Source organism: Desulfosarcina variabilis str. Montpellier (assembly GCF_048565275.1).
GTDB classification, from domain to species: Bacteria; Desulfobacterota; Desulfobacteria; order Desulfobacterales; family Desulfosarcinaceae; genus Desulfosarcina; species Desulfosarcina variabilis.
This window is the reverse complement of the sequence record NZ_CP159846.1, coordinates 1,901,212-1,928,064: the sequence shown is the minus strand read 5'-3', so window position 1 is coordinate 1,928,064 and position 26,853 is coordinate 1,901,212. Positions and strand designations below refer to the sequence as shown.

The window sequence follows — 26,853 nt, the reverse complement described above, 5'->3', positions numbered from 1 at the left end:
GTGGTCGCGGCGATTGGTTAATTAACAGACATTGAATATACCAGGATCTGCGTTTCTTAAAAAACTTTATCAGCGCTTTACTCGCATTCGCGGCAACCCGCGTGAGATCGCTCCCGGCTTTGCCCTCGGTCTTTTTATCAGTTTCAGTCCGACCATGGGGGGCTCAAATCGTGATTGTCGTGTTTTTTGCGTCCATGTTCAAACGGAACAAGATTACCGCCATCAAAGGAAAACCTTAAAGAAAAGATACGCCAGAAAAGAATCCTCAAACGCAAGAGGCCCGGAATACGGCCTATGGACAACTGAGTCCGTTTTTGCTGATTCCGGGTATTGCCTTTAATGCCGAAGAAATCCATTCTTTCAATCGATTCAGTATTTTGCTATTTATGGAACATGGCGTCATCAATTCAGCCGCCCAGGAAGAACTGGCGCTGCACACGGGATGCTCATCGATTATCATTCCCAACATTCTGGACTTCGAGCATCCACCCAGGCCGTCTTCGCAGGACCGCAAAACCATGACATCTTCAAACAAAAAAGAGAAGCAATCCTCGGGCAGTCTCGGCACCTTCGCCGGTGTGTTCACACCTTCTGTGCTGACCATCCTCGGCATCATTCTTTTTTTACGCACCGGATATGTGGTGGGCAGCGCCGGTATGGCCAAATCGCTGGTAATCATTGGGATTGCCAACCTAATCTCCATCTTGACCACGGTATCGTTATCTGCCATTGCAACGAATATGAAAGTAAAGGGGGGTGGTGATTATTACCTTATTTCACGCACCCTGGGTCTGGAATTTGGCGGTGCCATCGGGATCGTTCTTTTTTTGGCCCAGGCCGTATCCATTGCGTTTTACTGTATCGGGTTTGGTGAGGCGCTGACCTCATCGGCCCTTTTCTCAGGCCATGCGGTTTCCCCGCGGCTGATCGCGGCAGCAGCCGTTGGCTTCCTGTTTGTTTTTGCCTGGATGGGGGCGGATTGGGCGACTAAATTCCAGTATGGCGTCATGGCCCTGCTTTCAGCAGGCCTGTTGTCTTTTTATGCGGGCGGTGTTTTTCATTGGAAGGTCGAGACGTTTCAAGCAAACTGGGCCGCACCGGCCGACGGTTTGCCATTTTGGGTTCTGTTCGCCCTTTTTTTCCCGGCCGTGACCGGATTCACCCAGGGCGTGAGCATGTCCGGAGACCTGAAGGAACCCGGTAAAAGCCTGCCCTTGGGAACCTTTCTGGCGGTCGGCGTCTCCATCGCTGTTTATTTTAGCACGGCGGTCGTGTTTTCCGGCGCATTGTCCAATCACGCGTTGACTGCCGATTACACAGCCATGCACCGCCTGGCTCGCTACCCCGTCTTGATCGATGCCGGTGTCATCGCGGCCACGCTTTCATCGGCCATGGCGTCATTTCTCGGGGCACCGCGGATTTTGCAATCCCTTTCCGCCGATCGCATCTTTCCGTTTTTGTATTTTTTCGCCAAGGGCGCCGGTCCGGCGGACAATCCTCGCCGAGCCGTCCTCCTGGCAGGCGGCATCGCCAGTTTGACCATTGCCCTGGGCAGCCTGAACCTGATCGCCCCGGTCGTGTCCATGTTTTTTCTGATCTCATACGGATTGCTCAACTATGCGACCTATTACGAAGCCCGGGCATCCAGCCCTTCGTTTCGTCCCACGTTCAGATGGTTCGACAAACGCTTGAGCCTTTTGGGCTGTTTGGCCTGTGTCGGGGTCATGCTGGCCATCGACCCGGCCATGGGAATTGTGGCCGTATCGATCATTTTCGCCCTCTTTCAATATCTGCGGCGCACGGCGGATCCTGCCCGCTGGGCCGACAGCCGCCGTGCACACCACCTGCAGCGGGTCAGAGAAAACCTGTTGGCGGCCAATATTTCCCCTGAACACCCACGGGATTGGCGGCCTCAAATATTGGCCTTTTCAGAAGATCCCGAGCGACGGCCAAGGCTTCTGAAAATGGCTGCCTGGCTGGAAGGCGGCAGCGGCCTGACAACCATCGTAAAAATAATGGAAGGCAAGGATCTGCTGCTTTCCAAGAAAAAGGACGAAGAGGAAAGAAAGTTGCGTGTTGATATCCACACGCATAACCCATCGGCATTTGCGCTGGTACTGACCACACAAGACATCGAGGTCGCCGTCCATGCCTTGCTCCAGGCGCACGGCATCGGCCCGTTGCGCGCCAATACGCTGTTGGTCAACTGGCTCGATCCAAGCAATGAATCCGGGATGGGATTCCGGGAACTGTTATTCGGACGCCAACTCCGGACACTGCATGCACTGGGATGCAATATCGGGATATTGCATGCCCAACCGGATGCATGGGATCGTTTGGTCGACACCGCTGCCGATCAATCCCGAATCGATGTGTGGTGGTCCCATGATGCGACAGGCAGCCTGATGCTGCTGTTTGCCTATCTGATGACCCGCTCGGAAGCATGGCAAGGAGCCACCCTGCGAGTGCTCGCCTTTCAAGAAGGCACAGGCAAACAAGGCCGGGAAGAGGGAGATCTTCAGGCGGTATTGAAAGATGCAAGAATCGAGGCTGACATCGTTTGGGTGGCATCCGGCGACCCTGGTGAGGCAATCACATCGTCGGCCCAATCCACATTGATCTTTTTGCCTTTTCGATTCCGCGGCAACCGGATACAGCTCCCCATTGACCGTCCAGCGGAAGAGCTATTGCAAACGTTGCCGCCAGCGTTGATGATATCGGCCGCTGAAGACATCGATTTGGGCGCTGAACCAGAAGAAGGCTTGGCCGCCGAGCTCGCCGAAGCAAGGGACGAGCTCAAAAAAAAGGAGCAACTTGCCCAGACCGCTCAAGCGGCGGCTGAAGCCGCAGACAAGGCGGCCCGGGATGCTGAAAAGCGTTTGCAAAACGTCATGCATCGTCCCGAAGCGGATCATGACCCGGACGAAATCAAAAGTCTCACCGAACAATTGAATTCGGCTCTGGAGGCCGCTGAAAAAGCACGACGCAAGGCGCTAAAGGCCCGTGTCCTATTCGAACAGCAACAACAGGCGCTAAAAGGTGTGGATGCCGATCTGAAAACCGAGACGGAAAAAAAGAAATCATGATGCTTGAATTTGAAAGGTAAATGGATTGCCGGATCGAACCATTGCTTCCCGGGTCTGATCATTGATCTGTTTTTGCAAATCCGCATTGCGAATGACTAAGGATCGGCAATGGCACTGCGCTCGCTATTCAAATTCTTCTCATACGCGGTGTAGCCGACAACAACCGCGCATTGGAGTCGATACCCTGCCGGGTGGTGTAAATCAGGTTCCCCGCCAGATTGACTCATGAAAGCGCTTTAACGATTTGCCAATCGACCGCGAAATGGTGGGATGTAATGGCCGCCACTTGATCACCAAACCAGAAATGGGAGACCGGCCAGCGCCGATCATCAAAGGTGAGCACCATGCAGGTGGTGTCGATGATCTGTGCAATGCGGCAACGGGAAAGTCCGGCAAACCCCTTGCCCTCGGCCTTTAGTACCGCTTCCTTGGCCGTCCAGAAGCGAAAAAAGGTTGTCTGGGTTTGTTCACTGCCGACCAGCCCCCATTCATCGATATCAGCCACGCGATCCATCAGCGCCGGATTGATCGGACGCAGGATTTCCAGATCAAATCCCACCGGCATCGGCGCAGCCACACCGCCCACGACTTCACTCTTATGGGAAATCGACCAGTAGACGCCGTCTACCGGCAGGGGCACCCCGTCTTCGTTCTTGGGCAGGCTGTCCAAGCGAAGGCCGCTGATCCGGCAGGATCGCTGAAGGGCCAAGCGTGCCAACTGGCTCAAACGGACGACTTTTTCCCGCCCTTTAAGATCCTGGTCGGGCTGGGAGACCGGTGCGATCACCGGATAGAGGGTAATAAGGGGTGATGTCATCAATCGTTGGTTGGGGTGTCTGTGTTTTTCTCAATTTCAAGGGCCATCTCGTAAATGATCTTGCGCGGCAGACCATGTTGCCGTGCCAGTGCCTTGGATACGCTGGAAACCCGTGCCCCCGGCGTGGATAAGGCCTGCCGGATCACAACGTCCAGTTCGCTGTCGGAAAGGGATCTGGTTGAGGGCGCAGCCCCGATCAAGAGGGTACACTCGCCTTTGATCTCCGGCCGGTCCTTCAATGCCGCCTGAACATCGGTCAGGCGGCCGCGGATGAACTCTTCGTGCAGTTTGGTCATTTCCCGGGCCAGTACGGTCGGCCGGTCTCCCATCAGCACGTGGATATCTTCCAACAAGGCCATCACCCGCCGCGGCGATTCATAGAACACCAATGTCCGTGGCTCGTCGATCAGAGAGCGCAATACATCCATGCGCTTGCCTTTCTTTTTGGGAACAAACCCCACGAATACGAAAGTATCAGTGGGCAGTCCGGAGGCAGACAGAGCCGTGACCGCCGCCGACACCCCGGGAATGGGAAAGATATCCAGGTCGTTTTCAATGGCGGCGCACACCAGGCGGTAGCCCGGATCGGAAACAGAGGGCGTGCCGGCGTCGGATACCAGCGCCACGGCACTGCCGGCGAGGATCTTGTCGATCAGCTGCCCTGCCCGCTGCTGTTCATTGTGTTCGTGATAGGAAATCAGGGGCGTTTGAATAAAATAGCGGGCCAGCAGCCGGGATGTATGACGGGTGTCCTCGGCAGCGATCAGATCGACGTTGGCCAGGATATTGATGGCTCGCAGGGTGATGTCTTCCAGGTTGCCGATGGGCGTGGCCACCACGTAAAGCCCGCTCGGACAGGAGATCGTGGACGGATCATCCATAGGCCAGCTCAAAGGCATTTTTTACCACCTCGATATCGGGACGCCCCATCTCGGTATCAATGGCCACCACATCAAATCGGGCGCGGGCATCATCCTGTCCGCTGCGTTTGAGATAATCCAGGGCGGCCATGGAAATTTTGCGTTGCTTGGCCGGCGTCACCGCGCCTTTGGGGCTGCCGAAACGGCTCGAGCGCCTGGCCTTGACCTCCACGAAAACAAGGGTCCCCTTTTCCCTGGCAATGATATCGATCTCGCCCACGGGGCAGCGGTAGTTGGTTTCGATGATCCGATACCCCTTCAGCTTGAGATACTCGGCGGCAAGCCGTTCACTTTTTCTACCGAATTGTTGCTGACGGTTAAGCATAGGATAGCCTTTTCAGTGGTTCGGCAAAAGGGCTGAAGGTCAATGATGGTTCTCTTCCGTTTTTATGTACTCCCGGACCCCTTTAAACGTTCTTCGGTGGATGGGACAGCAGCCGTAGCGGACAATGGCCTCCCGATGAATTTTGGTGGGATAGCCCTTGTGCCGGCTGAAACCGAATTCAGGAAACAGCGCGTCGACCTGGGTCATGATCCGGTCTCGGGTGACCTTGGCCACGATGGACGCCGCAGCAATGGAAATACTCAGCGAGTCGCCCTTTTTGATGGCTTGTTGCTGAACCGGTGAACCGGCCAGGGTAAAAATCCCGTCGATGAGCAGGTAATCCGGCTGCGGCTGGAGATTGGCCACGGCCATGGTCATGGATTGCAAGGTGGCCTGAAGGATATTGATGCGGTCAATCTCGGCCGCATCCACCACACCGATACCAATCGATTGGGCCACACCGTATAACCGGTCATACAACCGATTGCGCTGGGCCGGTGTCAATTTCTTGGAATCATTGATCCCGGCAAGGTCAACCCCAACAGGTAAAACCACGGCAGCAGAAACAACAGGGCCAGCCAGGGGGCCCCGGCCGGCCTCATCGATGCCAGCAACGATCTGATGCCCCTTGCTGCGGGCTTCGTTTTCAAATGACCAAAGGTCTGACGGCATAAAATCGGACCTTTTTTAATTGAAGCGTTTCTCCCGGATGCGGGCTGCTTTACCGCGCAACTTGCGCAAATAGTAAATCTTCGCCCGGCGAACGCGCCCGCGGGTGACGACTTCAACCCGGTCGATGATGGGCGAATTCATGGGGAAAACCCTTTCCACCCCGACACCGTAGGAGACTTTGCGCACCGTAAAACTTGCATTGGGCGAATTTTTTTTCTTGCTGATTACAACGCCCTGAAAGGCCTGCAGACGCTCTTTGTTGCCTTCGCGGATCTTCACATGCACGGTAACCGTGTCACCCGGTGCGAAGTCCGGCAGATCCATACGTATCTGCTCCCTTTCAATGTTTTTGATGATTTCCATGATCACTCCCGATTATTGTTAAGTGTTGACGTTTGTTATTTTAGTAATTGAATCACCGTATCCGTATCAATCGCCTAGCGCTTGCCCAACAGCCGATCCAGCATGATGGCCACCGCCGACCGCACGGACAAATGGTTGTAGTTGCCCGATCCCACCAATGGGTCCAGGATGTAATCCGCATCTGCCATGAATGCCGGCGACAATCCCCATGCCGTGCCAAAGGCCAGGACAACCGGCGCTGTATCGCCGGCCAACTTAGCCCGCAAACGCGTATAAGACAAATTGCCCATGTCCGGCCTGGCCGTTGTCGCCACAGTTACGGGGGGACATCCATGGGCCGTTTGGATATCGCCGAGCATCTCACCGAAGGTCGCCTTGAGCCGGATCAGATCCAGCGCCTGGCGCCGTTTGGGGTTGTATGTCCCCCCTTGCCCGATCAGCCAGTGGCTCAAAATCCGTTCTACCAACACCTGTTGGTCCTCCAAAGGGGTAATCACATAATACCCCTTGACCCCATAGGTTCGGCAGGCCCTGGCAATATCGTGCAAATCCAGGTTGGTCACTGCCGAGGCGATCGTTGCGCCGTTTTTATCCACCACCGGGTGGTGAACCAAGGCGATATAAAGCTGGTTATTCGAGTAACCCGTCAATGATCCGGCGCCATTTCTCCAGTGTTCTCCGTTCCTCGGCAGACAGTGCACGCTGCTCGAGCAGATCCGGCCGTTTCAATACGGTACGAATCAGGGCGTTTTCCCGGCGCCATCGGTCAATCTTCTGGTGATTCCCGGATAAAAGCACATCGGGAACATCCTGATCATCAAAAACCGGTGGCCGCGTATAATGGGCATACTCCACGAGCCCGTCGCTGAACGTATCGCTTTGGGCCGAGTCCTCGTTCCCCAGAACACCGGGAATCAGTCGTGTCACCGCATCGGTGATCACCATGGCCCCCAGTTCACCGCCGGTGAGGACAAAATCGCCAATGGAGATTTCAGCATCCACGTGGCGGTCGATAAACCGTTCGTCCACCCCTTCATACCGGCCACACACCATAACCATCGCCTCGGTGGCAGACAGAGACTCAGCCAACGTCTGATCAAAGGGGCGTCCCTGTGGGGACAGCAGCAAAACGGTGGCCTGTGGCATGCGTGTCTTGGCTTCCATCAAGGCTGCCGTCAAAGGCTCCGGCTTCATGACCATGCCGCACCCCCCGCCATAGGGCCGGTCATCGGTCACCCGATGGCGCCCCTCGGCATGATCGCGGATATTGATGGTCACAGGATCAAGTTTTTCTGCCTGGATCGCCCGCCGAATAATGCCGTGGTCCCAGAACGGCGTGAACAATTCCGGGAAAAGAGTAAGTATGCAGACTTTCATGGTTGTGCGCCGGCAAGGGCTATAGCCCTTCGGGTGGATCCACCACCATCACTCCGCCCTCCAGATCAATGTTGCGAATCACAGCGCCGATGGCGGGAATCAACAACTCCCGCGAGCATCCGTCAACCTCTGCCTGAATCACGTAAACATCATTGGCCGGTGTGGGAATGACCTCGTCGAGGGATCCCAAAAGGGTTCCAGCGGTGTCGTAAACCTGCAGCCCGATCAGTTCGTGCCAGTAGTAGGTATCTTCCTCCAACGCCGGCAACCGTGACTTTTCAACATACAGCAACGCCCCGGCCAGATGCTCGGCCTGGTTCCGATCCCCCACCGATTCAAGGCCCATCCGCAGGCCGCGCCCGTGGGGAGCCACCCATTCAACGATCATGCTTGACTCGGATCCGTTGGGCAGACAGACCCGGATCGTCTCTCCAATCCGGTATAACTCGATGGATTCAGCATACGAGTGGACCCGCAGGCCGCCATGGATGCCATGGGCACCGGTCACCCGGCCGACCAGAACAAATTTTTCCTCGGGAGCTGGCTTATTCGATGATTTCAAGGACCGTTCGTTTTTTTATTTTGGCGGAGGCCGCGCTCAAAAGTGTACGCATCGCCCTGGCCGTCCGCCCCTGTTTACCGATGATTTTCCCTAAATCCTCTTTGGCCACTTTCAGTTCAATCACAGCGGTCTGGTTCCCTTCGATCTCTTCAACAGTGACCTGTTCGGGTAAATCAACCAGCTCCTGCGCGATGAACTTGATCAGCTCTTTCATAGCGACATCTCCTTTTGGGTGGCGGCTTGAGAATCAGGTTCGGCTCGGTACCCATGCTTGTTATTCTGTGGCGGCGTTGAAAACTCCTTCACGTTTGAGGATCGATTTTACCGTGTCGGTCGGTTTGGCCCCCTGGCCGATCCAATATTTAACCCGCTCCGTGTCCAGGCTCACCTGAACCGGATTCTGAAGGGGATTGTAGGTACCGAGTTTTTCCAGAAAACGACCGTCCCTGGGGCTTTCGCTATCGGCGGCGACGATCCGGTAAAAGGGTCTTTTTTTTGCCCCATGCCGGGCCAGTCTGATTTTTACTGCCATGGTTGTTCTCCTTTAAAAGGGCAGCATGCCGCGGCCCAACCCGCGCATACCGCTTTTATTGATTTTCTTCATCATCTTCATCACCTGCGCATAGTTTTTGAGCAGGCGATTGACATCCTGTACGCGGGTGCCACTGCCGGCGGCAATGCGTTTACGGCGACTGCCGTTGATAATCGTATATTGGCGCCGTTCCTGGGGCGTCATCGAATTGATAATGGCCTCGATGTGAACCAGTTCCTTCTCGTCCACTTCAAGGTTTTTCATTTGTTTGAGTTTTCCCATACCGGGGATCATGCCGATAATATCGGTCAGCGACCCCATCTTGCGAATCTGGCGCATCTGGTCGCGGAAATCTTCAAGGGTGAACTGGTTTTTTCGCAGCTTTCTTTCCAGTTCCACGGCCTTTTTTTCGTCCACCACCTCCTGGGCCTTCTCGATGATGGTCAGGACATCCCCCATGCCCAGGATTCGCGATGCCATGCGATCCGGATGAAAAGCCTCCAGTTCGCTGAGCTTTTCCCCCACACCGATAAATTTAATGGGCTTGCCGGTAATCGATCGGATGGACAGGGCCGCACCACCCCTGGCATCACCGTCCATTTTGGTCAATACCACGCCGCCGATATCCAGCCGCTCGTCAAAGGATTTGGCAATGTTGACCGCATCCTGACCGGTCATGGCATCGGCCACCAGCAGGATATCAGTGGGCTGCACCTTGCTGCGGATACGCGACAGTTCATCCATTAATTCTTCATCGACGTGCAGCCGTCCGGCGGTATCCAATAATAAGGTATCACACCCCGCCTTTTGGGCTGCCACGCGCGCCTGTTCACAGATCACCACCGGATCCATGTCTGCATGCGAGTCGAAAACCGGAACATCCAACTGGCCGCCCAGTTTTTTGAGCTGATCAATGGCCGCCGGACGGTACACGTCCGCCGGTACCAGATAGGGCTTTTTGCCGGTTTTGCGCAACATCACCGACAGTTTGCCCGCCGTTGTGGTTTTACCGGACCCCTGGAGCCCCACCAACATGACGGCAACCGGCTTTTCACCAGCCAGGTTCAGCCCCTCGTGGGTCTCGCCCATCAGCTGAGTGAGGGACTCGTTGACAATCTTGACCACCTGTTGACCAGGCGTCAGGCTGCCCATGACCTCCTGACCGAGGGCGCGTTCCTTTATATCGGCCACCAGCCGTTTGACGACCTGATAGTGGACATCGGCCTCCAGAAGCGCCATGCGCACCTCGCGCAGACCGTCGGCAATATTCTTTTCAGAAAGCTTACCATGCCCCTTGAGCTGCTTGAAAACCGAATTGAGCTTATCGCTTAATGTGTCAAACATAATTATCCACCACCGGTTTAACTAAAACCTTGAAAGTAGATTTTTTTAAATGGTATGTCAAGATATAAAAAAAGAGGCCAAATGGCTCTGGATCACAGGGGAATCCAATCGGTTAGGACCCTTGTTGGGGGTTTTCTCTTCCAGGGCACGATAAAAACCAATCATTAAACCAACATACCGGACCGTGGATCCCACATCATGAGCACAATATCAAGTAAAATCGACATCAAAGATCTCTCCCGACAACAATTGACCGATTGGCTGGGCGATCGCGGCATGCGCAGTTTCCGCACCGATCAAATCATGCGCTGGATATACCTTCAGCAGGCCGATGATTTTGACACCATGACCAATTTGGGAAAAACCCTGCGGGCCGATCTAACGGAATCCTTCGTCAACCCCCGCCTGCAGGTGGATGATGAACGCGTATCCGCGGACGGTTCACTAAAACTGTTGTTCAGGCTCCATGACGGGCACCATATTGAAACGGTACTGATTCCCGAAAAGGAGCATTATACGCTTTGCATTTCCAGCCAGGTGGGATGCGCCCAGGGATGCCGGTTCTGTATGACAGCCCGGGGCGGATTCGTGCGCAATCTGTCGGCCGGTGAAATCATCTCGCAGGTGCGCGATTTTCAACGACGGGTCCATGAAAAGGGCGATATGCCGCTGACCAACATCGTTCTGATGGGCATGGGTGAACCCCTGGCCAACTATAACAATGTTGTCCAGGCCTTGGATATAATCACCGACGGCAATTTCGGCCTTAAGTTTTCCACCCGCCGGGTAACGCTGTCCACGGCCGGTCTGGTCCCCAAAATGGCCGATCTGGGACGCGACAGCCAAGTCAACCTGGCCGTTTCGCTCAATGCGGCCAATGACGAAACCCGCTCCCGGCTGATGCCCATCAACCGCAAGTACCCCCTGGACCAACTGATCACCGCCTGTCGCCGCTATCCCCTGCCTCCCCGGCGGAAAATCACCTTTGAATATATCCTCATGCAAGGCGTAAACGATGGTCTGGACGATGCCCGGCAATTGGTAAAACTGCTCCACGGCGTAAAGGCCAAAATCAACCTGATTCCATTTAACGAGCACCCGGGCAGCGATTTCAAACGACCGGACGCGGGGCAGATCAGCCGGTTCCAGGAATTTGTGGCCGGTCATCACTACACGGTTATGGTACGGCACAGCAAAGGTCAAGACATCGGCGCGGCGTGCGGACAACTTCGCGGAGCGAGGGATGAAGGACGAGGGACGAGGGGCGAGTAAACCACGCCGATTCCGATCAACTGTTAACGATAATCGATCATCCCCCTTCAGCCTTCAACTTAGCCTCACAAAAACCGTTTTAAAGCCCTGGATCAGGCCCGCTACCGGCGTTGGACGGGGCTTTAAAACGGTTTTTAAATCATGTAGCGTTTGCACTCACCGGCCGCAATCCCCAACACCGTCACCTGACGCTGATCGCCCCCCCCCTGCACGGTGACCAGGGTCGGCGACGAATTCGGCGCCTTGCTATAGCCTGCGCAAATCCCAGCGGCCAGGGACACCATGGCCTCGTCACCGCCCCCTGGAATCACCACCAGGGGACCGGGGAATTCCTTTACCTTGAGCACCATATCGGTCTGCGGGTCAAGGCAGCGGCTGATCTGTTCGTTGTCCTGGCGCGTGCGCCCGACCACAATCTTGGTTGCCGGGCTCAAGCGCAGATGGCGGCCGAATTTAAGCAACTCAAGATCCTTTTCCGGGCAGTCGGCCTGGTGATTCAACAGATCCCTGAGACGACGGCTGAAGATCTTATCGGTAAGGAGACATCCGCCGGCCGGTGCCGGAAAATCCGTCACACCCAAATCACCGGCCAGTTCCATCTGCTGTTTACGGGATCGACCGGAAATACCCAGTAGTTGCTGGCGGTCCACCAACCCGCGTTGCTCCATAACAGTTTCCGGCAGACACAGGGCAGACAGCGGACGCAGGATGTACCCGTCATAGCCGGAATGCTTTTCCACATACCGCAATGAGGTACGGTTCTGGCTCATGGGCCGCTGCCCCAACACCTCTCCGGAAAAAAGAAAATCCATTTTTTTCTCGGTCATGATCTCCCCGGCCAGGCGAAACATCAGCGCATGACAGTCCATGCAGGGATTCATGTGCTTGCCAAATCGGACCGATGGAGAGCGCATCATTTCCATGTAGATGGGGGTGATTTTTTTCACCGTCAACGGTACACCGTTGGCCGCCGCGGCCTTGCGGGCCTTATCCGCTGAAAAAAAAGGGGTCTCAAACGTGACCCATTGAACATCCACGCCCTGCTTGCGCAGCAAAAGGGCGCTCAATATGCTGTCCAGCCCTCCGGAACAGAGTCCAAGGGCACGTGTGGTTCTATATACAGACATGGGATTCCTTCAATTTTACAGACTGTTGACATCATTGATGCAATAATTTTAGTATTCGAGTTGTCAGGTAGGGTAAAGATCCTCCCGACTCCTGTCAAGCAGTCCCGTCTCACCGGTTGGTGACGATTACCAAGGCTTTTCAGCATTTAGTTAATGATAAAAGAAATATTCATCATAGTGAACGAAACCCGCACCGGTCCATATTCCCGATCGGGCTACCTGACAAAGCGCTGTGGTCAAGAAGAATCTGTTGATTTTAGAAGATAATCAAGATTATTTCACAGGACTGAAAATTATCTTGACAATATTCAACACGATGATATTTAAGATGTTAAAATTCAACGTGGTGAATAGTTATCGATAGTCACATCGATGGTGGATGTTCACCCATAGGAGCTCCAAGGACGTGTCTGTACGTTTAAACCGGACACGCAAAGGAAAACGCCCCTATCAACCCCATAAAGCCTTATCCACAGTAGGAGCCACTTATGAAACAAGAGATCAGCCTGAAGGTTAACGGCGACACGTACAACCTTTTCATTGAGCCTTGGCGAACCCTCAACGAGGTGCTTCGCGAAGACCTGAATCTGACGGGAACCAAACTGGGCTGCGGTTCTGGGGACTGCGGCGCCTGCACGGTCATGGTGGAAGGCAAAAGCATCAGTTCCTGCCTGACCCTGGCCGTGGCGGTTGACGGAAAAGAAATTGTCACCGTCGAAGGCCTGGCGCCCTCAGGGGAAGAACTTCACCCCATCCAGGAAGCCTTCATCGAGAAAGGTGCCATCCAGTGCGGATTCTGTACGCCCGGCATGGAACTGTCCGCCCTGAACCTGCTCAACAAAAACCTCGACCCCAATGAAAAAGAGATCCGGTTGGCCATTTCCGGCAACCTTTGCCGCTGTACCGGATATAACAAGATCGTGGACGCGATCGCCGATGCCGGCCAACGAATGAAATCCCAACCAAAAGACAGGAGATAACGGTAATGCCAGCACCCCATTTCGACTATCTCGCCCCAACAACTATAGACGAGGCGGTTGCCGCACTGGTCAAAGGCGGCAAGGACGCACGCGTCATGGCCGGCGGCACCGACCTGATGGTTAAAATTCGCCACCGGGCGTTGTTTCCCAAGCAGATCATCAGTCTGAAAAAGATTGACGGTCTGGATGCCATCACCTTCGACGAAAAAAGCGGATTGACCATCGGGGCCACCGCGCTGCTTGCCGACGTGGCCAGCGACCCGATGATTCGCGAGCACTATCCCACCGTTGCCGAAGCCGCTGAATCCACCGCCAACGTCCAGGTGCGCAATATGGGCACCGTGGTCGGCAACCTGTGCAATGCGTCGCCATCGGCGGATAACGCCCCGACCTTGATCGCTTTAGGCGCTACGGTCAATATCACCGGCCCGTCCGGAACCCGCAGCATGCCCCTGGACGAATTCTTCAGCGGTCCGGGCATGACCGCCCTTAAAGACGGCGAAATCGTCACCTCGGTTTTCGTGCCCACGCCTCCGGCGGGTACGGGAACAGCCTACATCAGTGTCTCCCAGCGCGGCCAACTGGATTGCTCGGCCATCGGCCTGGGTGCCAAAGTCACCATGGACGGTAATCGCTGCACCGATGCCCGCATCGTGGTCGGTGCCTGTGCACCGGTACCGCTGAGGACCAAAGATGCTGAAAAAATGCTCATCGGCCAGGAACTGACCGACGATGTGATCCGCAATGCGGCCCAAAAGGCATCGGAAGAGACCTCTCCCATCGACGATGTCAGAGCCACTGCCGCGTATCGCTATAAAGTCACTACCGTAATAACGATCCGTGCATTAACCGATGCCCGCAAAATGGCGCAACGGAAGCAATAATTCCCTATCGTTAGCATACCGCTGTTGGCACATGCACCGACAGCCATAAAAGGATTGCCTATGAAAGCGTTCAATATCATCGGAAAAGACATTCCACGAACCGACGGAAAGGCCAAAGCGACCGGACAAGCCGTTTATGCCGACGATATCAAACTTCCCGGCATGCTCCACGGCAAACTGCTCCGGAGCCCCCTGGCCCACGCCCGTATCGTCAACATCGACACCAGTAAAGCCGCAGCCCTGCCCGGCGTACGCCTGGTCATCACCGGCGAAGATCTGCCCAAGGTGACCACCGGCAACTGGCGGCTGTTTCCCAAAACCCAGGATGAATACGCCCTGGCCATCGACAAGGTACGCTATATCGGTGATGAAGTAGCCGCCGTGGCCGCCACGGATCCGGACATTGCCGAGGCGGCCCTCGAACTGATCGAGGTTGAATACGAAGAACTGCCCGGCGTTTACGACATCGAAAGCGCCCTGAAAGACGACGCGCCGCTGCTTCACGACGGATACAAGACCAACATCAGCATCGATCGCAAAATCGAATACGGCGATCTGGAAAAAGCATTCACCGAATGTGATTATGTCCGCGAGGACACCTTCACCGTCCAGGCCCAAAGCCACGCCTACATGGAACCCTGCTCCTGTATTTCACAGGCGGACCAGGAAGGTCGGGTCACCATCTGGACCTCCACCCAGACGCCCTATATCGTCCAATGCCTGCTGGCCTCGGCGTTAGGCCTGCGCGAAAACGACGTGCGCGTCATCAAACCCACCGTGGGCGGTGGGTTCGGCGGCAAGATGGAGCTGCGTTCCTGGGAAGTCTGCTCGGCCTTCATGGCCCAGAAAACCGGTCGTCCGGTCAGATTCACCCTGACCCGTGAAGAAGAACTGGCCACCGGCCGCCGGCGTCACCCCATGACCATCCGCTCCAAAGTGGGCTTTAAAAAAGACGGTACCCTGGTGGCCAAGGATCTGCACATCTACCTGGACGGCGGTGCTTACAATGCCATGGGCCCCACCGCCTGCTTTTTGGCCGGTAACTTCGGCGCCATGCTCTATCGCTACCCCAACTACCGTTACCTGGGCGAGCATGTGTACACCAACAAGCCGCCGGCTTCCGCCATGCGCGGATTCGGCGCACCTCAGACCCTGTTTGCCGCCGAGACCCAGATGAATATGGCGGCTGTGGAATTGGGTATCGATCCCATCGACCTGCGCCTGAAAAACGCCCAGGTCACCGGCGACGTCCTGCCCGGCGTGGCCACCATCAGCAGCTGCGGATTCATCGAATCCCTCGAAGAAGTCCGTAAAATGAGCAACTGGGACGAAATTCGCAATAATCCCAAACCCGGACAGGGTATTGGTGTGGGCTGCTACAGCTTCATCTCCGGTGGTGTGTTCAACTGGTTCAATACCCAGTACAACTTCTCGGCCGCCGAAGTGAAAGTGTTCGAAGACGGCACCGCCCATCTGCTCACTATGGCTGCCGATATCGGACAGGGCGTGGAAACGGTCATGACCCAGATCCTGGCCGAAGCACTGGGTCTGGAGATGAAGGATATCCGTATCACCGCCGCCGATACGGCCATCACCCCCCAAGCCGACCTTGGCGCCTGGGGTAGCCGCTTGACCCTGTTCAACGGCAATGCAGTCCTGGATGCGGCCAATAAAATCAAGGAAAAACTGGCCGGCGCAGTCGCGGCCAAATTCAACCTCAACACGATCTTTGCGATTGAATTCGAAGGCGGTCGGGTATTTGCCAAAGGTAAGCCGGATCGTGGCATGAGCATTGGCGAAGCAGTGGCCTTTGTGCAGAAAATGCAGCGCGGCGAGCCGGTGGTCGCCCGGGGCTACTACACCCCCAGGGACAAGGGCCTGGTCAGCCCGGCCTTCAGTTTCGGTGCCCAGGTGGCCGAGATCAACGTGGATCAGGAAACCGGCCAGATCCAGGTCAAACAGATGAACACGGCCCACGACTGCGGGACGGTGATCAACCATATGTCTGTGGAAGGTCAGCTGGAAGGTTCCATCCAGATGGGACTGGGATACGCCCTGTCCGAGAATTTCGTCATGGACGGTGGCAAGACCCTCAACACGAACTTCCTGGACTACAAAATGCCCCATGCCATGGATATGCCACCAAGCAATTCGGTGTGCATCGATACCTACGAAGAGGAAGGCCCCATGGGCGCCAAGGAAGCCGGCGAAGGTCTGGTTTCCCCAACGGCACCGGCCATTGCCGACGCCGTGTACCATGCTACGGGATTCCGGTGCACGGACCTTCCCATTACCCCTGAAAAAGTACTCAAGGGAACCGGTAAACTATAGAAAACCCTAAAGGTGGGTGGCCGCCATTAAAGCCACCCCCCACCCCACCCCCAAAGCGCCTGTTTAAAAACGCTGGACCGCGCCTGATCAAAAAGGCCTGGAACAGGGTTTTTAGGCAGGCGCTTTAACGTCTGCCCAGTTTGGCCGTCAACTCCACCTGAAAGGTATGCCCCACCACCTCGGCGATGGCATGCACCGCGTTGTGAAATCGCGTATAGGTCATGGCCAGCCCAACGATCCCGGCCAGAATCTGCAGTGACTCCAGGTCCTGATCCGATACCGTCCACGGTTCGAAATGATACAACCGCAAAACGCCGATTACCTCCGACAGATGGACGATGGGCAAGGAAACAATGGAGGCGATGCCTTCTTTGCGTGCTTCCTCAGGATATTGCAGGCTGGTGATTTTTTCACTTAAATCGGGAATGACCACCGGCTTGCCCTGAAAGGTCTCGGTGATGCTTTTGGGCATATTGAGCGGTCCCTTGGTCAGATATTTGGCCGACAGGCCGAAGCTGGCCAAAATTTCTAGCTCCTCGGTCACCGCATTGAGCACGAAAATCGCACAGCCCTTGATATCCAACCCGGCGGTAAGCATTTGGGACAGGTGATTGCTCATGATGTCAAGGTCTTCACTGTAGGCGATGGCCCGGGTCACGGATTTAAAGATGTCGATGTTGATCTTGGTTTCAGATGCCATGGGTTCCTCCTTTCAGGTGGCGACACAGATGGTGACTCCGCTCATGGCGCCGATAACACGAGCGTAAATGCTGCGCGTAAAAAAATGGGTTACTTTGCCCGCCCCCCGGCTCAGCACCAGCACATTGCAGCCCTCTGCGGCATCGATGATCTCTTCGGCCGCACTCTTTTTTCGCTTTTTAAACACACAGGTCACATTAGCGCTGTCGAATCCGCTCTCCACCAGCATCTCCCGTACCGTCTCCAGGGCCGCTTCCCTCTCTTTGAGTTCCGATGCCAGAAAATGCATACCGCTTCTCAATTTCAAATTTTCGGGATTGGCCTTCACGTCAATGGCCGGCAGTGGCGTATAAACATGGAAGAGCGTGAGCTGGACATCCTTTTGGCCGGCAAAGGTCTCAATGGCGAAACGAATGGCCTTTTGATCGTTAGGGGAGTAGTTGTATGGCAAAAGTATCCGAAACATTGCCATGGCGCCCTCCTTTCCTGTTAAAACGGTTAACGGATTCGCCGCACACCGAACAACAAGACAGGGCTCAAAAAGCGGTTTCAGATTGAAAAAGGAACAAGGAAACTAGCCTCGCAGTGGCTCAGTCAGGGGTTGGGAACGCTCGCATCGGAAGCGACAAAATAACCAAACCGATGTCTGCGGCTATATATTCTATGCTAAAATGGCCGGAAAGGCCTGTCAAATAAAAAAGGGAAGCGACGCGATCGGACGGTATTGTTAGTATCCGTCCAAAAAATGGTGAATCTCGCCCGCCTTGAAATCAGGTGAGAGCCGTCGTTTCTGGATGGGCAATAGGCAGTCAGCGGGGGTGATGGGCAACGAGCAATTCACGCTCGGTCAACTCAATTACCAGTCCTGCCGCAGTCCACTGAACCGCACCATCGCGCGACTTGCCCTGGCTGCCCATTTCCACCGCCAGGACCGAATGAATTTTAGCTCGGTCGGCCGGGCTGAAAATCAAATCCGCCCCGCTAAAGCGCTGGTCCTCGAATCGCAAAAAAATGGATTTGAGCGCAACGCCGCTAAAATCCATGGCCAGATTTCCCTGGCCTTCCATAAACATGACCGCCGATGGCCCGGATTTGTATATTCTTCCCAGGGCCTTTTTGCTGAGGCCCAGATCCGGCAGTTGATCTTTGTGGGTCCCCCACGCAATGCCGCGGAACCCATCCGTATACCGGGAGCCGGCCTGGGCGAAAGCCGGCACCGTCAACAGGCTGACCATCACCCCGATCCACATCCATTTGCTTTTTCTCATCACCATCATCTCCCTTATGGGGTATCGAATTTGCCCCGCACCTAAAAACAATTGCCTCTCAATTCGTCTCCTGCCTCAGCGCATGGGGAACAAAACGGTAATCGAGCATGTGATCGATGGAAATCTTGGATTTTATGTATCCATACTCAACCATGAGGTCGCGCTGCTGGTTGATGCGCTCCATGGGTTCGATAGGGGCGTATTCACGCAAGGCGGCGATCATGCACAAGCCTTCCTCTACATTGGTGTACTTGGGCAAAAAGCGCCGAGCCTCGGTCTCATGGGTGGCGATAAAATCATAGGCCTTGACCAGGCCGTCTGCAATTTTGCGGATGTTATCCGGGTGCTGATCGATATATTTCTGCGAAAAGTAAAGACCGGCAAAAATCCAGTTGGGAACGATATCGTGAAACGATGCCAGGATACGACTTGCTCCATGCGACTCCAGCATGGCTGCCAGGGGATCTCAGACGATGAACCCGTCGATCCCGCCGGAACGGAGCGCTGCCTCGTACTGCATGGGATTGTCCGGGGTACCGCCCCACAGGGCCCTGATGTCCTTCATGGTGTGCCCGCCCTTGGCCAGGGCGTGCGTCAACATGGTCTTTGAATTGATGCTGCCTGAAGAGGCCAGGCGCATGCCCTTGACATCGGCCAGGCTCTGGTAACCCGTCTGAGCGCCGACATGAATACCGCATTTGGTGCCGGGATGCGCGTGCCCCATCCACATCACGACCTTGATGGGCGCCTTGCGCTCGGCCAGTTTGATCAGCGAGGCAAGCGAGATATACCCGGCATCCACATCCCCGCGAATCACCCCGGCCAGGGCGTTTTCTTCGCCCTTGATGAATTCCAGCTTAACCTTGATGCCGGCGGCCTCAAAATAGCCCTTCTCGACCCCCGCATAAAGGGGCAGATCGTCGATGCTGCGCCAGTACACGACTTTGACCACCGGCAGGTCGCCGCCGCCGTCAGCCTTGGCCCCAACCGGCGAACCAGCGACCAGCAGCACGACAATGGATAACAACAGGCATCGACTGAATAGCGTCCGTTTCACTTGTCGCTGCATGAAATTCTCCTTTCAACGATTCTCATATCAGGCACTATGGCCGCCTAAAGAGGTTTCATCGTGCCAACTGAGCATCCGGGATTGCAGGTAGCGCGCCAGGCGGTCCAGCGAAAATCCCAGCAGGGAAAGCACAATGATCCCGGCAAAAACACGTTCAGTATCAAAGGTGCGCTGGGCATCGATCACTAAAAATCCGAGGCCCGAATCACTGGCCAGCATCTCCACCCCCACCAGGGCCATCATGGAAATCGCCGTTGAAATACGCAAGCCGGTGATGATCGTGGGCAGCGCCGATGGAATCAGCACCCGGGTCCACAATTGATGGCCGGAAGCGCCCAGGGAACGGGCCGCCCGAATCAGCTTCTGGTCGACCCCCTTGATCCCGGCAATGGTGTTGAGCACAATGGGGAAAAAGCAGGATTTGAAAATGATAATGACCTTGGACACATTGCCGATCCCGAACCAGAGAAAAACAATGGGAATCAGGGCAAAGGTCGACAGGGGTCGCAACAGTTCGATCAACGGGTCGAAGAAATCCTCGATGATCGTGGACCAGGCGATGAGCAGCCCCAGGCTGATGCCCACGACGGCGGCCAGCGCATAGCCGGTAATGGCCCGGCCCATGCTGATAGCCGTATGCTCGAGCAGTTCACCGGAAATGGTCATCTGATAAAGGGTTTTCAGCACCTCGGTGGGCACGGGTAGAAACCAGCTTTCGACCCATCCGGCACTGGTAATGACTTCCCAGACGATCAGCACAAGCATGGGGGACAGCAGCCGTTTGGTTCGCTCGTTGATCACCATCTACCGCACCTCTTCCCAGACACTGGCTTTGATGGCGGCTTCATAGTCGCGGAAACGCCGGGTGGTATAAACATCCCGTGTCCGGGGACGTGCAAGATCGATGGGAAAAACGCTTTTGATCGTTCCCGGCCGCTTGCTCATCACCACTACCCGATCGGCCAGAAAAATGGCCTCGGTGATGCTATGGGTCACGAACAGAACCGTGCAGCGGGCTTCTTCCCAGATGTTCTGCAACTCCAATTGCAGGCTTTCCCGGGTCAACAGGTCCAATGACCCAAAGGGTTCATCCATGAGCAGCACGTTGGGCCGGTTGGCCAGGGCCCGGGCAATGGCCACACGCTGTTGCATGCCGCCGGACAGCTCATGGGGGTAGCGGTTTTCAAAGCCTTCCAGCCCCACGAGCCGGATCAGCTGCCGGCTGATATCCTGGTATTCGGATTTGGGAATGTTTTTCAGTTCCGGTCCGAATTCGATATTGCCCTTGACCGTTTTCCAGGGAAAAAGCAGATACTCCTGAAAAACAATGGCCCGCTGTCCGTCCGGCCCGTTGACGGCTTTCCCGTCGATGGTCAGCGCACCGGCGGTAGGCTTCTCGAGACCGGCAACCATCAGCAAAAAAGTGGACTTGCCGCACCCGCTGGGACCAATGATGGTGACAAATTCCTTTTTGCGGATCGTCAAATTAAGCCCGCTGACGGCCAGCGTGGCGTTGCCGTTTTTCTTGCCGTTGAACACCTTTTTTATATTGCGGGCACTGATAAAAGTCATCTTGATCAACTCGTAAAAAGTCGCATTTCAGACGGATTCGTCCATCCTAGTTCCTGACGGCGATCTGTTCCATGAACCCTTCGACGCGCACGCGCAGCTGTTCCGTGTCCGACTGGGAGTAATCCGTGACCACGTGCAAAAACGGCAGGCCCAGCTTGCCCTTGACCAGTTCGCGCACCCGGTAGGACTCGATTTCAAAAGGCTGGCAGAACTGCCAAGCCAGGTCAACCACACCGTCGATGCGAAATTCATCGATCAACCGTTCCAGATCATCAAAGCGCTGTCCATTGGGCGTCATACAGGCGCAAGTGACCCGCAGGTAGCGCCGGGCAATGGCCACGATGGGGTCTTCATCATCGGCCAGGGTGATTTGATCCTCGGTGCGCGTCACCCCGCCGCAGCCCTCCTGGCAGACCACGACACCGCCGCTATCCTCGATCAGCTCGAGCAGTTTGCTGCATCCCAGGCTGTTGCCCAGGCCGGTCCACAGGATTCGCGGCCGCGGCTCCGTATAGGCAAACTGCCGGTCTTGAACACGCTGGGCCAGTTCGTCGCGAAATTCCGCCAGGGTCCGGATGTAGCGCTCAAAGTCCACATAATAGCGCAGCTGGGTCATGATATTGATGAAATCCAGGCCCATGATCGGCGACGGATCATGCTGCCGCAAGTAGTAAAGCTCGGTAATCAACTGGCGCTGCCGGTTGCCCATCACGATCGCCCGCCGCAGGTCATCATCGGTGATGGTCACCCCCAGCTGGGCTTCGAGAAAAGCCTTGGCCTCGCGCACTTCGGCAATCCAATGCTCAAGCGCCGCCGGGCGATCGGGTTTCTGGGGCAGGTCCATCACCTGCAAAGGAACATGACGGGCCAGCAGTTCATACATTTTCTTGCGCCCATCGCAGGTGGTTTCAGCAATGATGCAGTCCGCCAGCGGGAAAAGCGGACAAGTACCGGAAATGGCCCGGCCAAAGGTGGCTTTGACCTTGGGGCACTGGTCGGGCGAGAGAATCTCTTCCGCCTTGGCAATGGGATCCTGGGTAGAGCCACACAGGCCCACGGGTACGGCACCCGCGGCCAGGATCAGTTCGGTGGGGCTGTATGAGCACAGACACCCCACCACCTTGGTGCCCTCGTCCTTGGCCATCTCCAGCGAGAGGGCCAGATTGGTATGGACATCCTGGATGGTCTGGCTGACTTTAAATGTCATGCGATTCTCCTGCTGTTAGGCAAGTTGCCGGGCCATTACGGCCGCCCCTAACGCCCCCATAATCTGCGGATCAACATCTAACTTAAGAAAATGGGTCTGCATAAAATCGGACAAGGCATCAACGAGTCCGTGGTTTTTGGCCACCCCGCCCACGAAAACCATCTCCCCTGAAATGCCTAATCGCTTGACCATGTTGCCGATGCGCGTGGCAAAGGACCGGTTGATACCGGCAACAATATTGGCGCGATGTTCTCCCTTGGCCAAAAGCGAAACCACCTCGGACTCGGCAAACACCGAGCAGGTGCTATTGATCTTGCATGGCCGCCCGGCTTCAAGGGACAAGTCGCCCAGAGCATCAAGATCGATTTCAAGCGCCTGAGCGACCACCTCGAGAAACCGACCGGTTCCGGCCGCGCATTTGTCGTTCATAATAAAGTCGGTCATGTTTCCGGCGTCATCGACACGGATCACCTTGCTATCCTGTCCGCCGATGTCCAGTACGGTGCGAACGGCAGTGTTAATGAAATGGCATCCCTTGGCATGGCAGGTCAGCTCGGTGATGGTTTTATCAACGAAGTCCAGTGACACCCGTCCATATCCGGTTCCGACGATGCGCTGAATCTTCTTGCGGGGACACCCAGCCCGCTCGCAGGCCAAATGAAGCGTCTTTTGGGCCGCCCCGGCTGAATTCGCGCCGGTTGGAATCACGCCACTGGCAATCATTTGCTGATCGCTCATAAGGACTACTTTGGTGGTTCGCGAACCAACATCAATTCCGGCAAATATAGGTCATTTTTTTATTTTGGGGTTGGGAAATGAAATCACAAAACGGACAGCCCGTGTTCGGCACAAAAACAGTCTGTATCCGAGACGTACGGCCGCCTGAATAGCATAAAAGATAGGAATAAAAAAAATCGATTCTTTCTATGACGGGGAGAGTTTGGATTGCTTTTTTAAGTCATCGCGTTAACGGCTTATACGGCTTAATCAAGGCTATCAACGGCAAACAGCGCACAGGTCGTGTCCAGCATGCGGTTGGCAAAGCCCCATTCATTGTCGCACCACAGCAGCACCTTGGCCAGGTCGCCGCCGCTGACCCGGGTCTGGGTCCCATCGACAATGCATGAATGCGGGTCATGGTTAAAGTCAATGGAGGCCAAAGGAATATCGCAATACTCCAGGACGCCGTGGAATCGCTGGGCTGAAGCCGACGTTAGCGCCTGGTTGAGTGCATCGACGGTCACCGGCCGGGCCAGGCGCACATTCACGTCCATGGCGGTCACGTTTTGCGTGGGCACCCGCACGGCCGTGGTGGTAAAGCAGCCTTTCAGGTGGGGCAGAATCCGTTCAATACCCTTGTCCAAATGGGTGGTCACAGGAACGATGGATGGACCGGCGGCACGGCAGAGGCGCAAATCCGGATGGCAGGAGTCGATCACCGGCTGATCGTTCATGGCCGAGTGAATGGTCGTAATGTTGCCACAAACAATGCCAAAGGCCTCGTCCAGGGTGACAATCGCCGGGATGATGCAGTTGGAGGTGCAGGAGGCATTGGAAACGACGGTTTCTTTTCCGCTGATCAGATGATGATTCACGCCGTAGACCACCGTGGCGTCCACTTGATCATCGGCCGGGTTGGAGATCAGGACTTTGCCGGCGCCGGCATCCAGGTGGCTCCCAACTTCGTTTCGGCTATTCATCCGGCCGGTGCATTCAAGCACGATATCAACGGACAGTTCTTTCCATACCAGCCGTGACGGCCGTGCCTGCCGCAACAGCTGAATCCGGTCCCCGGCAATGCTCAGGCAGGCGTCTTCCCGCTTGACGGGCATTGGAAACCGGCCGTGGGTGGAATCAAAACGGGTCAGATGGGCAATCGTTTCCGGTGCGGCCAGATCGTTGATGGCAACGATCTTGATCGGCCAGCGGCGATATTCGTAAAGCGCGCGGGCGATGCTTCTGCCGATGCGACCATATCCATTAATCGCGCAGCGAATATAGGCAGTCGATGTTGACACGGCGACTCATTTCCAATCGTGGTAAAAAAATGGCGGGAAGAAGTCTCCCCGCCATCTGAATTCATTTATTTTTATTTAGCGCTGGCGTTTAGCCATGCACTTCTTCTTTAACGCCCACGGCCATTTTATACAGCACGGTCAGCACCAGGGCACCAATGGCGTAAACCCCAATGGTGATGCCGATTTCCGGGGTGGTGGGGGCGTACTCGGTGACCTCGTGCATGGGGTTGGGCACGAACCCACCCGAGATCATGCCCAGGCCCTTGTCGATCCAGGTTCCCAGGATAATCACGATGCAGGCGATCATCAGCGAGCTTTCGTTCTTGCGCGTGGCCGGTGTAACCGTCAGCACAATCCCCGCTGCCATCAGGATCATGGAGGCCCACATCCACGGCACCAGGGCGCCATGGCCGTGCACGCCGGCAAACAGATATTTAAGATGCGTGGTATGGCCGGGAATGTTGCTGTAGAACGCCACAAAGACTTCACACAGGAAAAAGAAGACATTGATGGAGATGGCGTAGGCCACGGTTTTGGCCAGCGATTGGATCTGTTCCCTGCCTGGGTCGAAATTGGTGTAGCGCCGGATGAACAGGCACAGCAGAATCAACAAGGCCGGACCCGCGGCAAAGGCGGAGGACAGAAACCGGGGGGCCAGGATGGCGGTCAGCCAAAAGTGACGTCCGGGCAGACCACAGTACAGGTAGGCCGTTACCGTATGAATACTCACAGCCCAGGGGATGGAAATGTAGATCAGCGGTTTCAGCCACCCCTGGTAGTGAACACCGTTACGCTCGGATTCCAGCACGTTCCAACCAATGACCAGGTTGAGGAAGAGGTAGCCATTGAGCACGATGGCATCGTAAAACAGCACACTGTTGGGCGTCGGATAAAGGAGCACGTTCAGTGCGCGCATGGGCTGCCCAAGGTCGATAATGATGAAAAGCAGACACATGACGATGGAGGCGATGGCCAGAAATTCCCCTAAAATGGTAATTTTTCCGTAAGCCTTATAGTCATGCAAGTAATAGGGCAAGACCACCATCACGCCTCCGGCGGCCACACCAACCAGATAGGTAAAATTGGCGATATAAAATCCCCAGGAGACATCCCGGCTCATGCCGGTGATACCGAGACCGAACTTGAGCTGCATCAGGTAGAGTCCGAAACCGGCCCCGATGATACCCAAAAGGACGATCATCCATCCCCAGTACCATTTATTTCCTTTTACGGCTAATTCAAGCATGCTCACCTCACACGATGTAGTAGACGGACGGCTCTGTTCCCAGGGTCTGCTTCCGCCTGATGGTGTAGTTTTCCTTCAACAGCTTCCGGACCTCCGAGTTTTCATCGTACAAATCGCCAAAAGCGATGGCACCGTTGGAGGCCTCCACACAGGCCGGCATCTTGCCAACGGCCAGCCGTTCCGCACAGAAGTTGCATTTTTCGACCACACCCTTCATGCGGGTGGGGAATTCCTTGTTTTCATCCTTGATGAACGGCCGCGGATCGCGGAAGTTAAAACTCCGTGCACCAAAGGGACAGGCAGCCATACAGAAGCGACAACCGATGCAACGGTGGAAATCCATCATCACGATACCGTTGTCGTTCTTGAAGGTCGCCTTGGTCGGGCAGGCCCGCACACAGGGCGGGTTCTCGCAGTGGTTACACAAGAGCAGAAAGGGCCGATGCTCGACCTCTTCGTTGAGAAAATTATTGGTCTTGTCCGGAAACGCATTGTGGTAATGGGATTCCCAGATCCATTTGATTTCCTGGTTTTTGTTCTCGATGGTCGTGGGGACGTTATGAACCTTGTTGCAGGCCTCGATAATGGGCTCAAGCGCTTCAGCGGTTTGCAGCTTGCGGGTATCGATGACCATGGCCCATTGTTTGGCCGTTTGGGCATCTTCTCCCTTGGCAATATGATAACCGGGCCCTTTACCGGCTTCAGAAGCAAAGGCATTGAGTACGGGTGTTGCCCCAAGACCCAGCGCGGAAACGCCAGCTATCTGAAGAAAGCGTCTTCTGCTGTTTTTCATACCTATTCTCCTTTTGGGTTATCTATGTGGCAATCCCAGCAATAGGGCCTTACAGATGCATAATCGTGGCACCGGTCACAAAATTCGGCCTTGTTGGAATGACAGTCCAGACAGGTATTGGAAAGACTCATGTTGTAAAGCTTGCCGTCGGGGCTGACGAACATCCGCTCGGCCCCTCTGACCACGTTGTGCCGCCATACGTCCAGAAGCTGCATATGCTCGGCCTTCATGAACTCGGTCGGCATAACGCAGGTCTTGGCGGCTTTGGCTTTGGCGGTCAACACGAGCTCCGGAGCGGGGGCCGCTTTTCCCATGTTGAACCAGAAGGGAAAAGTAATGACGGCGATAAAAACAACCAGTCCCGCGAGAATCTTTTTCTTGTCCTTCAT

Annotated in this window: 32 protein-coding genes; 6 read left to right on the top strand and 26 right to left on the bottom strand. The window is 55.4% G+C overall.

Annotated features, from left to right (window positions below; translation table 11 throughout):
• The first annotated feature begins 31 nt into the window (after positions 1–31).
• Together Dvar_RS08535 and Dvar_RS08530 are read left to right on the top strand one after the other, a co-directional pair.
• Positions 32–340 carry a DUF2062 domain-containing protein gene (locus Dvar_RS08535; RefSeq protein WP_419661268.1) on the top strand — a complete coding sequence of 103 codons (309 nt, stop codon included), beginning with the start codon at positions 32–34 and terminating at the stop codon, positions 338–340.
• On the top strand, positions 315–3,086 hold the full coding sequence (locus Dvar_RS08530) for an amino acid permease (protein WP_419661267.1): 2,772 nt from the start codon (positions 315–317) through the stop codon (positions 3,084–3,086). Before Dvar_RS08535 ends, Dvar_RS08530 begins: the two co-directional genes overlap by 26 nt.
• Positions 3,087–3,181: 95 nt before the next feature.
• Here the strand turns inward: Dvar_RS08530 and Dvar_RS08525 are convergent, their stop codons facing one another.
• The 12 genes from Dvar_RS08525 to ffh form a co-directional block, all read right to left on the bottom strand.
• Positions 3,182–3,313 carry a hypothetical protein gene (locus tag Dvar_RS08525; protein WP_419661266.1) on the bottom strand — a complete coding sequence of 44 codons (132 nt, stop codon included), beginning with the start codon at positions 3,311–3,313 and terminating at the stop codon, positions 3,182–3,184.
• Positions 3,310–3,903, bottom strand: a complete 594-nt coding sequence (locus Dvar_RS08520; RefSeq protein WP_419661265.1) for a 4'-phosphopantetheinyl transferase family protein — start codon at positions 3,901–3,903, stop codon at positions 3,310–3,312. The genes Dvar_RS08525 and Dvar_RS08520 overlap by 4 nt, the downstream gene beginning before the upstream one ends.
• Positions 3,903–4,802 carry a 16S rRNA (cytidine(1402)-2'-O)-methyltransferase gene (rsmI, locus tag Dvar_RS08515; RefSeq protein WP_419661264.1) on the bottom strand — a complete coding sequence of 300 codons (900 nt, stop codon included), beginning with the start codon at positions 4,800–4,802 and terminating at the stop codon, positions 3,903–3,905. Before rsmI ends, Dvar_RS08520 begins: the two co-directional genes overlap by 1 nt.
• Positions 4,777–5,148 (bottom strand): YraN family protein, encoded by a 372-nt coding sequence (locus Dvar_RS08510; protein ID WP_419661263.1) that lies wholly within the window; start codon positions 5,146–5,148, stop codon positions 4,777–4,779. The genes rsmI and Dvar_RS08510 overlap by 26 nt, the downstream gene beginning before the upstream one ends.
• Before the next feature lie 39 nt (positions 5,149–5,187).
• Positions 5,188–5,820: a ribonuclease HII gene (locus tag Dvar_RS08505; protein ID WP_419661262.1), complete on the bottom strand. Its 633-nt coding sequence runs from the start codon at positions 5,818–5,820 to the stop codon at positions 5,188–5,190.
• A 15-nt stretch (positions 5,821–5,835) separates the two neighbouring features.
• On the bottom strand, positions 5,836–6,186 hold the full coding sequence (gene rplS / locus Dvar_RS08500) for a 50S ribosomal protein L19 (protein WP_419664091.1): 351 nt from the start codon (positions 6,184–6,186) through the stop codon (positions 5,836–5,838).
• Positions 6,187–6,257: 71 nt separating this feature from the next.
• The gene (locus tag Dvar_RS08495; RefSeq protein WP_419661261.1) at positions 6,258–6,833 is read right to left on the bottom strand and encodes an RNA methyltransferase; all 576 of its coding nucleotides are present in this window, start codon (positions 6,831–6,833) and stop codon (positions 6,258–6,260) included.
• Positions 6,814–7,560, bottom strand: a complete 747-nt coding sequence (trmD, locus tag Dvar_RS08490; protein ID WP_419661260.1) for a tRNA (guanosine(37)-N1)-methyltransferase TrmD — start codon at positions 7,558–7,560, stop codon at positions 6,814–6,816. The genes Dvar_RS08495 and trmD overlap by 20 nt, the downstream gene beginning before the upstream one ends.
• A gap of 19 nt (positions 7,561–7,579) precedes the next feature.
• A complete protein-coding gene (gene rimM / locus Dvar_RS08485; protein ID WP_419661259.1) occupies positions 7,580–8,122 on the bottom strand; it encodes a ribosome maturation factor RimM in 543 nt (180 codons plus the stop codon).
• On the bottom strand, positions 8,106–8,336 hold the full coding sequence (locus Dvar_RS08480) for a KH domain-containing protein (RefSeq protein ID WP_419661258.1): 231 nt from the start codon (positions 8,334–8,336) through the stop codon (positions 8,106–8,108). The genes rimM and Dvar_RS08480 overlap by 17 nt, the downstream gene beginning before the upstream one ends.
• A gap of 60 nt (positions 8,337–8,396) precedes the next feature.
• Complete coding sequence (rpsP, locus tag Dvar_RS08475; protein WP_419661257.1) at positions 8,397–8,654, bottom strand: 30S ribosomal protein S16; 258 nt, start codon at positions 8,652–8,654, stop codon at positions 8,397–8,399.
• 12 nt (positions 8,655–8,666) lie between these two features.
• Complete coding sequence (gene ffh, locus Dvar_RS08470; protein ID WP_419661256.1) at positions 8,667–9,998, bottom strand: signal recognition particle protein; 1,332 nt, start codon at positions 9,996–9,998, stop codon at positions 8,667–8,669.
• Positions 9,999–10,196: 198 nt separating this feature from the next.
• Here ffh and rlmN point away from each other — a divergent pair, with 198 nt between their 5' ends.
• Positions 10,197–11,270, top strand: coding sequence for a 23S rRNA (adenine(2503)-C(2))-methyltransferase RlmN (rlmN, locus tag Dvar_RS08465; RefSeq protein WP_419661255.1), 1,074 nt, complete (start codon positions 10,197–10,199; stop codon positions 11,268–11,270).
• 134 nt (positions 11,271–11,404) lie between these two features.
• Here rlmN and Dvar_RS08460 read toward each other — a convergent pair whose 3' ends face one another.
• Positions 11,405–12,397 carry a tRNA 4-thiouridine(8) synthase ThiI gene (locus Dvar_RS08460; protein ID WP_419661254.1) on the bottom strand — a complete coding sequence of 331 codons (993 nt, stop codon included), beginning with the start codon at positions 12,395–12,397 and terminating at the stop codon, positions 11,405–11,407.
• A gap of 488 nt (positions 12,398–12,885) precedes the next feature.
• Here Dvar_RS08460 and Dvar_RS08455 point away from each other — a divergent pair, with 488 nt between their 5' ends.
• From Dvar_RS08455 to Dvar_RS08445, 3 genes are read left to right on the top strand one after another with little or no spacing between them, the layout of a single operon-like run.
• Entirely contained in the window at positions 12,886–13,377 is a 492-nt protein-coding gene (locus Dvar_RS08455) for a (2Fe-2S)-binding protein (protein WP_419661253.1), read from the top strand.
• A gap of 5 nt (positions 13,378–13,382) precedes the next feature.
• Positions 13,383–14,261 (top strand): FAD binding domain-containing protein, encoded by an 879-nt coding sequence (locus Dvar_RS08450; RefSeq protein WP_419661252.1) that lies wholly within the window; start codon positions 13,383–13,385, stop codon positions 14,259–14,261.
• A 60-nt stretch (positions 14,262–14,321) separates the two neighbouring features.
• Positions 14,322–16,592: a xanthine dehydrogenase family protein molybdopterin-binding subunit gene (locus Dvar_RS08445; protein WP_419661251.1), complete on the top strand. Its 2,271-nt coding sequence runs from the start codon at positions 14,322–14,324 to the stop codon at positions 16,590–16,592.
• A 124-nt stretch (positions 16,593–16,716) separates the two neighbouring features.
• Here Dvar_RS08445 and Dvar_RS08440 read toward each other — a convergent pair whose 3' ends face one another.
• From Dvar_RS08440 to dsrJ, 13 genes are all read right to left on the bottom strand, one after another.
• Positions 16,717–17,292, bottom strand: coding sequence for a GAF domain-containing protein (locus Dvar_RS08440; RefSeq protein WP_419661250.1), 576 nt, complete (start codon positions 17,290–17,292; stop codon positions 16,717–16,719).
• 12 nt (positions 17,293–17,304) lie between these two features.
• A complete protein-coding gene (locus Dvar_RS08435; RefSeq protein ID WP_419661249.1) occupies positions 17,305–17,763 on the bottom strand; it encodes a universal stress protein in 459 nt (152 codons plus the stop codon).
• Positions 17,764–18,100: 337 nt separating this feature from the next.
• Positions 18,101–18,559: a hypothetical protein gene (locus Dvar_RS08430; RefSeq protein ID WP_419661248.1), complete on the bottom strand. Its 459-nt coding sequence runs from the start codon at positions 18,557–18,559 to the stop codon at positions 18,101–18,103.
• 58 nt (positions 18,560–18,617) lie between these two features.
• Positions 18,618–19,010 (bottom strand): ABC transporter substrate-binding protein, encoded by a 393-nt coding sequence (locus Dvar_RS08425; protein WP_419661247.1) that lies wholly within the window; start codon positions 19,008–19,010, stop codon positions 18,618–18,620.
• Positions 19,011–19,025: 15 nt separating this feature from the next.
• The gene (locus Dvar_RS08420; RefSeq protein ID WP_419661246.1) at positions 19,026–19,628 is read right to left on the bottom strand and encodes an ABC transporter substrate-binding protein; all 603 of its coding nucleotides are present in this window, start codon (positions 19,626–19,628) and stop codon (positions 19,026–19,028) included.
• Positions 19,629–19,655: 27 nt separating this feature from the next.
• Entirely contained in the window at positions 19,656–20,432 is a 777-nt protein-coding gene (locus tag Dvar_RS08415) for an ABC transporter permease (protein WP_419661245.1), read from the bottom strand.
• A complete protein-coding gene (locus tag Dvar_RS08410) occupies positions 20,433–21,200 on the bottom strand; it encodes an ABC transporter ATP-binding protein (RefSeq protein ID WP_419661244.1) in 768 nt (255 codons plus the stop codon).
• A gap of 46 nt (positions 21,201–21,246) precedes the next feature.
• Positions 21,247–22,407, bottom strand: coding sequence for a double-cubane-cluster-containing anaerobic reductase (locus Dvar_RS08405; RefSeq protein WP_419661243.1), 1,161 nt, complete (start codon positions 22,405–22,407; stop codon positions 21,247–21,249).
• Positions 22,408–22,422: 15 nt separating this feature from the next.
• A complete protein-coding gene (locus Dvar_RS08400; RefSeq protein WP_419664090.1) occupies positions 22,423–23,181 on the bottom strand; it encodes an acyl-CoA dehydratase activase in 759 nt (252 codons plus the stop codon).
• Positions 23,182–23,390: 209 nt separating this feature from the next.
• On the bottom strand, positions 23,391–24,425 hold the full coding sequence (locus Dvar_RS08395) for a glyceraldehyde 3-phosphate dehydrogenase NAD-binding domain-containing protein (RefSeq protein WP_419661242.1): 1,035 nt from the start codon (positions 24,423–24,425) through the stop codon (positions 23,391–23,393).
• An 88-nt stretch (positions 24,426–24,513) separates the two neighbouring features.
• Complete coding sequence (dsrP, locus tag Dvar_RS08390) at positions 24,514–25,671, bottom strand: sulfate reduction electron transfer complex DsrMKJOP subunit DsrP (RefSeq protein WP_419661241.1); 1,158 nt, start codon at positions 25,669–25,671, stop codon at positions 24,514–24,516.
• Between the two features lie 7 nt (positions 25,672–25,678).
• Positions 25,679–26,464 carry a sulfate reduction electron transfer complex DsrMKJOP subunit DsrO gene (gene dsrO, locus Dvar_RS08385; protein ID WP_419661240.1) on the bottom strand — a complete coding sequence of 262 codons (786 nt, stop codon included), beginning with the start codon at positions 26,462–26,464 and terminating at the stop codon, positions 25,679–25,681.
• A gap of 2 nt (positions 26,465–26,466) precedes the next feature.
• A complete protein-coding gene (gene dsrJ / locus Dvar_RS08380) occupies positions 26,467–26,853 on the bottom strand; it encodes a sulfate reduction electron transfer complex DsrMKJOP subunit DsrJ (RefSeq protein ID WP_419661239.1) in 387 nt (128 codons plus the stop codon).

What these genes read in the sequence shown, in the direction of transcription:
- Dvar_RS08525 (WP_419661266.1), bottom strand. Translation starts at nt 3,313, where the DNA reads ATGAGTCAATCTGGCGGGGAACCTGATTTACACCACCCGGCAGGGTAT.
- Dvar_RS08520 (WP_419661265.1), bottom strand. Translation starts at nt 3,903, where the DNA reads ATGACATCACCCCTTATTACCCTCTATCCGGTGATCGCACCGGTCTCC.
- rsmI (WP_419661264.1), bottom strand. Translation starts at nt 4,802, where the DNA reads ATGCCTTTGAGCTGGCCTATGGATGATCCGTCCACGATCTCCTGTCCG.
- Dvar_RS08510 (WP_419661263.1), bottom strand. Translation starts at nt 5,148, where the DNA reads ATGCTTAACCGTCAGCAACAATTCGGTAGAAAAAGTGAACGGCTTGCC.
- Dvar_RS08505 (WP_419661262.1), bottom strand. Translation starts at nt 5,820, where the DNA reads ATGCCGTCAGACCTTTGGTCATTTGAAAACGAAGCCCGCAGCAAGGGG.
- trmD (WP_419661260.1), bottom strand. Translation starts at nt 7,560, where the DNA reads ATGAAAGTCTGCATACTTACTCTTTTCCCGGAATTGTTCACGCCGTTC.
- Dvar_RS08480 (WP_419661258.1), bottom strand. Translation starts at nt 8,336, where the DNA reads ATGAAAGAGCTGATCAAGTTCATCGCGCAGGAGCTGGTTGATTTACCC.
- rpsP (WP_419661257.1), bottom strand. Translation starts at nt 8,654, where the DNA reads ATGGCAGTAAAAATCAGACTGGCCCGGCATGGGGCAAAAAAAAGACCC.
- ffh (WP_419661256.1), bottom strand. Translation starts at nt 9,998, where the DNA reads ATGTTTGACACATTAAGCGATAAGCTCAATTCGGTTTTCAAGCAGCTC.
- rlmN (WP_419661255.1), top strand. Translation starts at nt 10,197, where the DNA reads ATGAGCACAATATCAAGTAAAATCGACATCAAAGATCTCTCCCGACAA.
- Dvar_RS08460 (WP_419661254.1), bottom strand. Translation starts at nt 12,397, where the DNA reads ATGTCTGTATATAGAACCACACGTGCCCTTGGACTCTGTTCCGGAGGG.
- Dvar_RS08455 (WP_419661253.1), top strand. Translation starts at nt 12,886, where the DNA reads ATGAAACAAGAGATCAGCCTGAAGGTTAACGGCGACACGTACAACCTT.
- Dvar_RS08450 (WP_419661252.1), top strand. Translation starts at nt 13,383, where the DNA reads ATGCCAGCACCCCATTTCGACTATCTCGCCCCAACAACTATAGACGAG.
- Dvar_RS08445 (WP_419661251.1), top strand. Translation starts at nt 14,322, where the DNA reads ATGAAAGCGTTCAATATCATCGGAAAAGACATTCCACGAACCGACGGA.
- Dvar_RS08440 (WP_419661250.1), bottom strand. Translation starts at nt 17,292, where the DNA reads ATGGCATCTGAAACCAAGATCAACATCGACATCTTTAAATCCGTGACC.
- Dvar_RS08435 (WP_419661249.1), bottom strand. Translation starts at nt 17,763, where the DNA reads ATGGCAATGTTTCGGATACTTTTGCCATACAACTACTCCCCTAACGAT.
- Dvar_RS08430 (WP_419661248.1), bottom strand. Translation starts at nt 18,559, where the DNA reads ATGAGAAAAAGCAAATGGATGTGGATCGGGGTGATGGTCAGCCTGTTG.
- Dvar_RS08425 (WP_419661247.1), bottom strand. Translation starts at nt 19,010, where the DNA reads ATGCTGGAGTCGCATGGAGCAAGTCGTATCCTGGCATCGTTTCACGAT.
- Dvar_RS08420 (WP_419661246.1), bottom strand. Translation starts at nt 19,628, where the DNA reads ATGCAGCGACAAGTGAAACGGACGCTATTCAGTCGATGCCTGTTGTTA.
- Dvar_RS08415 (WP_419661245.1), bottom strand. Translation starts at nt 20,432, where the DNA reads ATGGTGATCAACGAGCGAACCAAACGGCTGCTGTCCCCCATGCTTGTG.
- Dvar_RS08410 (WP_419661244.1), bottom strand. Translation starts at nt 21,200, where the DNA reads ATGACTTTTATCAGTGCCCGCAATATAAAAAAGGTGTTCAACGGCAAG.
- Dvar_RS08405 (WP_419661243.1), bottom strand. Translation starts at nt 22,407, where the DNA reads ATGACATTTAAAGTCAGCCAGACCATCCAGGATGTCCATACCAATCTG.
- dsrP (WP_419661241.1), bottom strand. Translation starts at nt 25,671, where the DNA reads ATGCTTGAATTAGCCGTAAAAGGAAATAAATGGTACTGGGGATGGATG.
- dsrO (WP_419661240.1), bottom strand. Translation starts at nt 26,464, where the DNA reads ATGAAAAACAGCAGAAGACGCTTTCTTCAGATAGCTGGCGTTTCCGCG.
- dsrJ (WP_419661239.1), bottom strand. Translation starts at nt 26,853, where the DNA reads ATGAAGGACAAGAAAAAGATTCTCGCGGGACTGGTTGTTTTTATCGCC.